The sequence below is a fragment of the Mycobacterium sp. genome, assembly GCF_050701675.1.
Classification (GTDB): Bacteria; Actinomycetota; Actinomycetes; order Mycobacteriales; family Mycobacteriaceae; genus Mycobacterium.
On sequence record NZ_JBOGDD010001135.1, the window covers coordinates 1 to 5,077 of the forward strand.

General features: G+C 67.2%; 7 protein-coding genes. 2 read left to right on the plus strand and 5 right to left on the minus strand.

From position 1 onward, the window contains the following. Window positions 1-64: 64 nt before the first annotated feature. The 3 genes from ACRDUX_RS35130 to ACRDUX_RS35140 are packed head-to-tail and all read right to left on the minus strand — an operon-like array spanning window position 65 to window position 2,579. A complete protein-coding gene (locus ACRDUX_RS35130) occupies window positions 65-958 on the minus strand; it encodes a tetratricopeptide repeat protein (RefSeq protein ID WP_526421186.1) in 894 nt (297 codons plus the stop codon). Window positions 959-970: 12 nt separating this feature from the next. Beyond that, entirely contained in the window at window positions 971-1,342 is a 372-nt protein-coding gene (locus ACRDUX_RS35135; protein WP_526421188.1) for a DUF3817 domain-containing protein, read from the minus strand. Window positions 1,343-1,397: 55 nt separating this feature from the next. Beyond that, window positions 1,398-2,579: a thiolase family protein gene (locus tag ACRDUX_RS35140; RefSeq protein ID WP_526421190.1), complete on the minus strand. Its 1,182-nt coding sequence runs from the start codon at window positions 2,577-2,579 to the stop codon at window positions 1,398-1,400. A gap of 83 nt (window positions 2,580-2,662) precedes the next feature. Between ACRDUX_RS35140 and mce the strand changes: the two genes are divergently transcribed. Beyond that, window positions 2,663-3,136 (plus strand): methylmalonyl-CoA epimerase, encoded by a 474-nt coding sequence (gene mce, locus ACRDUX_RS35145; RefSeq protein WP_526421192.1) that lies wholly within the window; start codon window positions 2,663-2,665, stop codon window positions 3,134-3,136. A gap of 14 nt (window positions 3,137-3,150) precedes the next feature. Here mce and ACRDUX_RS35150 read toward each other — a convergent pair whose 3' ends face one another. Further along, a complete protein-coding gene (locus tag ACRDUX_RS35150; protein ID WP_526421193.1) occupies window positions 3,151-3,447 on the minus strand; it encodes an Rv1322 family protein in 297 nt (98 codons plus the stop codon). A gap of 17 nt (window positions 3,448-3,464) precedes the next feature. Then, the gene (gene nucS, locus ACRDUX_RS35155) at window positions 3,465-4,136 is read right to left on the minus strand and encodes an endonuclease NucS (protein WP_526421195.1); all 672 of its coding nucleotides are present in this window, start codon (window positions 4,134-4,136) and stop codon (window positions 3,465-3,467) included. Between the two features lie 48 nt (window positions 4,137-4,184). Here nucS and ACRDUX_RS35160 point away from each other — a divergent pair. Next, on the plus strand, window positions 4,185-5,077 hold an 893-nt coding region (locus ACRDUX_RS35160; RefSeq protein ID WP_526421197.1), incomplete at its 3' end, for a HAMP domain-containing protein.

Below are 5,077 nucleotides of genomic sequence, written 5' to 3' on the forward strand. Positions count from 1 at the left end.
GGATTACCCCCACGCCTTTTCGTGGCGGGCGTGGGGGTAATCCACGTTCGGCGGGATGAGAAAGCTAGAACAGCGCGTTGGCGAGATTGCGTCGGCCCGCGACGACCCTGGGGTCATCCTGCGGGAACAGCTCGAAGAGTTCCACCAGGCGCGTGCGGACGGTCGCTCGGTCGTCGCCTGCCGTGCGGCGCACCAGACCGATCAGGCGGTTGAAGGCCTCCTCGACGGAGTCCAGCGCCACCTCGACGTCAGCAGCCGCGAACGCCGCTTCGACGTCGCCGGGCGAGGCGTCGGCCACCGCGACCGAGTCCGCAGGCCGCGTCGTCGCGCGCTGCAGGAACGCGATCTGACGCAGCGCGTCCTTCGCCTCGACGTGGTTGGGCTGGGCGTCGAGAATCGCCTGGTAGGCGGCGAGCGCCTCGTCGAAGTCGCCGTCGTCCCACAGGGCGCGCGCCCGTTCGAGCTCCGGATCGGCTTCTTCTGCACCCTCGGGTGCGTCGCCGCCGGCGAGCTTGCCCGCGGTGGCGCTCAGCAGGGAATCGACCCAGCGACGCAGCTGCTCGGGCGGTTGCACGCCCTCAAAGCTGGAGATGGGCTGTCCGCCCGCGACGGCCACGACGGTGGGCACCGCCTGCGCCCCGAACACCTGCGCCACCCGCGGTGCGGTGTCGACGTTGACCGTGGTCAGCGCCCACGTGCCGCCATCGGCCTCCGCCAGGGCAGCCAGCGCGTCGCCCAGCTGTGCGCTGGCCTCGCTACGTGGCGTCCACAGCAGGACGACGACGGGGATCTGATTGGACCGGGCGAGCACCTCTGCTTCGAGGTTGGCCTCGGTGATGTCGAGACCGGCGGGCGCGGCGCCCGCGGCGCCGTCCCGGGATGGTGGTGGCTGCTTGAGCGCAGAAAGGTCAAACGCGCCGGCGAGCGCGGGGCCGACGGATGGACGTGGACGTGTCACACGACAAGTTTGTCACGTCGTTTCGCCGACCGGCGGAGCGGCCACGGCGGCGGCGCGGGCACCGAGGCGTCCCGTCCGTTCGGCCCATATGAGGAAGATCACACTGCCCAGCGGCACGATGCTCGCCAGCAAAGCCAAGACCCACACGCGGGCGCCCCACTTGAACGCCATGCCCACCAACAGCGCAGCAACGACGAACGCTATGAACACCAGCCCGTGGGCCATCCCGAAGATCTTCACGCCCACCTCGGTGCGGGGTGTGCCGAGGTACTTGAAGTACATCCCGATCAGCAGACCGACCCACGTGACTGCCTCTGTAAAGGCGATCAACCGGAACCAGCCCGCAACCTTGTGGGCATCGAACGTGCTCGTCATGGCCGCCATTGTGCCTGAACGCGCGGCTAGCTACTACGCTGCGTCGTTGACCAGTGTGCGGGCCTCAGGGGCGACGCAGGATCAGGGCATCGCCCTGCCCACCGGCACCGCAGAGCGCCGCGACGGCGTAACCCGAACCACGCCGGGCCAGCTCGAGGGCGGCGTGCAAGGTGATCCGCGCGCCCGACATACCGATCGGGTGACCGATGGCGATGGCGCCGCCGTCGGTGTTGACCTTCGCGCCGTCGATCCCCAGCTCCTTGGTGGAGGCCAGCGCGACCGCCGAGAACGCCTCGTTGATCTCGATGACGTCGAGTTGGTCGAGCGAGATGCCCTCCTTGGCGATCGCCTTCTTGATCGCGTTCGCGGGCTGGCTCTGCAGCGTCGAGTCCGGCCCTGCCACGACGCCGTGGGCGCCGATCTCACACAACCAGTCGAGCCCCAACTCCTCGGCCTTGGCCTTGTTCATCACGACGACCGCACAGGCGCCGTCGGAGATCTGGGACGCCGACCCGGCGGTGATGGTGCCGTCTTTGCGGAAGGCTGGCCGCAGCCCGCCCAGCGACTCGGCGGTGGTGTTGGCCCGAATGCCCTCGTCCTCGGCGAACTCGATCGGGTCGCCCTTTCGCTGGGGGATCTTCACCGGGACGACCTCGTCGGCGTACACGCCGTCCTTCCACGCAGCCGCCGCCAGTTGATGCGACCGCGCAGCGAACTCGTCCTGCTCCGCGCGGGTGAACTTGTCGACGTCGTTGCGCTGCTCGGTGAGCGCGCCCATCGGCTGATCGGTGAATACGTCGTGCAGGCCGTCGTAGGCCATGCTGTCGAGCACCTTGACGTCGCCGTACTTGTATCCCGACCGGCTGTCCATCAGCAGGTGCGGCGCCTTGGTCATCGACTCCTGACCACCTGCGACCACGACGTCGAACTCGCCAGCCCGGATGAGCTGGTCGGCCAACGCGATGGCGTCGATGCCGGACAGGCACATCTTGTTGATGCTCAGCGAGGGCACGTCCCAGCCGATACCCGCGGCGACGGCGGCCTGGCGGGCGGGCATTTGCCCGGCACCCGCGGTGAGCACCTGACCCATGATCACGTACTCGACAGCCGAGGCCGCCACCCCTGCCTTATCCAGCGCTCCGGCGATGGCGACGGCACCGAGGTCACTCCCGGAGAAGTCCTTGAGCGAGCCCATCAGTTTGCCGACCGGCGTACGGGCTCCAGCTACGATCACCGACGTCGTCATTTGCTACCTCCATGGGCCGTGTTGCGGGAAATGTGTGGCCAATCACATTACGAAAACATTCCGGTAAAGGTTACCGTGACTAAATGACGACCGAGCATGTTGGTACGCGTTCCGTGCTGTCGAGCGCCCTCGTGACAGCCGTCGACCACGTTGGCATCGCGGTCCCCGACCTCGACGTTGCGATCAAGTGGTATCACGACCATCTCGGCATGATCGTGCTCCACGAAGAGGTCAACGACGATCAGGGCATCCGGGAGGCCATGCTGTCGGTCCGCGGCGCTCCGAAGGGCAGCGCCCAGCTGCAACTGATGTCCCCGTTGGACGAGAATTCGACGATCGCCAAGTTCATCGACAAGCGCGGTCCCGGGCTGCAGCAGCTGGCCTACCGCACCAGCGATCTCGACACCCTGTCGGATCGGCTGCGCAAAGACGGCATGCGGCTCATCTATGACGCCGCCCGTCGCGGCACGGCAAACTCGCGGATCAACTTCATCCACCCGAAGGACACCGGCGGCGTGTTGATCGAGCTGGTCGAGCCCGCCAGCGACGAGCACTAGAAGAGCACTGACCGCTACGACCACTTCCTGGTCGGTCCGCGCGTCGCGCGATTGCTCCAACACGGCGTGTGCCAATGCCGTCGATCGTCGATGGCGGACTCACCCATGTCGGTCGGCCACACGACCACGTGCGGCGTGGCCGGTCTGATCTCCTGATCACACCCGGGACAGCGGTATACCTTGGTCGCCCTCGACGCGGCGACCGGCTTGACGTCGTAGCCGTATCCGTCCGGCCCGAGCTCGACGCGGCGCGACTCTGGCAGCGGCCGGAGGGACCGCTGCCTGCGGGCTGGTGTGCGGCGCCTGGCCATGGCACCAGTGTAGGGCCTCAGAACAGTCGGAACTCGGAACTATCAAGGCCGCGCATCTGGTCATAATCCAATGTCACGCAACGTATTCCGCGGTCGACCGCGAGCGTGCGCGCCTGAGGCTTGATCTGCTGGGCGGCGAAGACGCCGCTCACCGGCGCCAGAACGGTGTCCCGGTTCAAGAGGTCCAGGTAGCGGGTGAGCTGCTCGACGCCGTCGATCTCGCCGCGCCGCTTGATCTCGACGGCCACCGAGCGCCCCGTCTCGTCTCGGCACATCAGGTCGACGGGACCGATCGCGGTCATGTACTCCCGCCGGACCAACGTGTACCCGACGCCGAGCAACTCCACGTGCTCGGCGAGCAGCGCCTGCAGATGCGCCTCGACGCCGTCCTTGATCAGCCCGGGATCGACCCCCAGCTCGTGGCTGGAGTCGTGTTCGACGTCCTCGACGGTGATGCGCAGCTGCTCGCCCGCCTTGTTCTCCACCACCCAAACCGGACTGGGCCCACCCGCCTCCTCGACGAGCCAGCACGGCGGGCTCATCCAGTTCAACGGCTTGTAGGCACGGTCGTCGGCATGCACGCTGACCGACCCGTCCGACTTGATCAACAACAGCCGGCGGGCAGAGGGTAGATGAGCCGTGAGGCGCCCGACGTAGTCGACGGTGCACTGGGCGATGACGAGGCGCACGGGAACAACCATAGATGGCCGCTCCTGGCTCACTAGGCTGACGCCACGATGACCCAGAAGAAGAGCACGGCGCAGCGGCTGGGCCTAGTGCTGGAGAAGGTCACCAACCAGAGCAGCCGGATGCCGACGACTCCCGAGTTCGGCTCGTGGATCCTGGGCCGTGTCTCCGAGAGCCAGCGGCGCCGGCGCATCCGCATCCAGATCATCCTCACGACGTTCGTCCTCGGCGCCAACCTCATCGGCGTCGGCGTCGCGTTCCTCGTCGTCACCGTCACGTTCCCGGTGCCCAGCGTCTTCGACTCCCGGGTCCTGTGGATCACCTTCGCGGTGGCCCCCGCCTACATCGCCCTTGCCTTCGTGGTCGGAGTCATCTGGGCGACCAACCGGGTCATCAACAACGTGCGGTGGTCGCTCGAGGAGCGCGAACCGACACCCGAGGACCAACGCAACACCTTCTTCGCGCCATGGCGGCTGACCCGCGTCCTGCTGGCCCTCTGGGGCGGCGGCACCGTCGTGCTGACCATCATCTATGGACTACAGGACACCGACTACATCCCGAAGGTCCTGCTCGGCATCAGCTTTCCCGGCATCGTCGTATCGGCGAGCTGCTATCTGTTCACCGAGTTCGCCCTCCGCCCGGTGGCGGCGCAAGCCCTCGCGGTGGGGCCCCCGCCGCGCCGTTTCGCGCCGGGAATCATGGGCCGAACACTGACCGTGTGGGCGCTCGGTTCCGGCGTTCCCGTGCTGGGCATCCTTCTGGCTGCCATCCTCACGCTGTCGCTACACATCGTGTCGCCGACCCAGTTCACCGTCGCGGTAATGATTCTCGCGCTCTTCGCGTTGGCGTTCGGCTTCATCCTGATGTGGATCCTGTCCTGGCTGACCGCCACCCCGGTTCGCGTGGTGCGCGCCGCGCTCAACCGGGTCGAACAGGGCGACCT